Consider the following 434-nt stretch of genomic DNA (forward strand, 5'->3'; position numbering starts at 1 on the left):
AGCTGAAAGGGTATGATGCCTGTTTTTTCTGTGCGGGAATCAGCAGTATAGGGATGAATGAAAAAGACTACACTAAAATCACTTATGATACCACTCTGCATTTTGCAAAAGCGGTGTTAAACCAAAATCCTGAAATGGTTTTCAGCTATGTTTCAGGAGCAGGTACAGACAGCACGGAGAGCGGAAAGCTGATGTGGGCGCGTGTAAAAGGCAGAACAGAAAATGATTTGAAAAGAATGAACTTCAAAGGAGCTTATAATTTTCGTCCCGGATTTATGAAACCCATTGAAGGTCAATTAAATGTAAAATGGTTTTTTAAACCTTTTATTTGGATTTTTCCCGTATTTTTTCAATCAAAATCCTTAACTTTACAGGAAGTGGGTAGAGCAATGATCAATGTAACACAAAAAGGGTACCCTACATCTACTTTAGAA

The 434-nt window shown here is 37.3% G+C and carries 1 protein-coding gene; it reads left to right on the forward strand.

The features are described from left to right. Positions 1-434, forward strand: a 434-nt coding sequence (locus BBI01_RS14760) for a Rossmann-fold NAD(P)-binding domain-containing protein (RefSeq protein WP_065395434.1), incomplete at both ends; no start/stop codon positions are given.

This window comes from Chryseobacterium artocarpi (assembly GCF_001684975.1).
In the GTDB taxonomy this organism is placed as follows: domain Bacteria; phylum Bacteroidota; class Bacteroidia; order Flavobacteriales; family Weeksellaceae; genus Chryseobacterium; species Chryseobacterium artocarpi.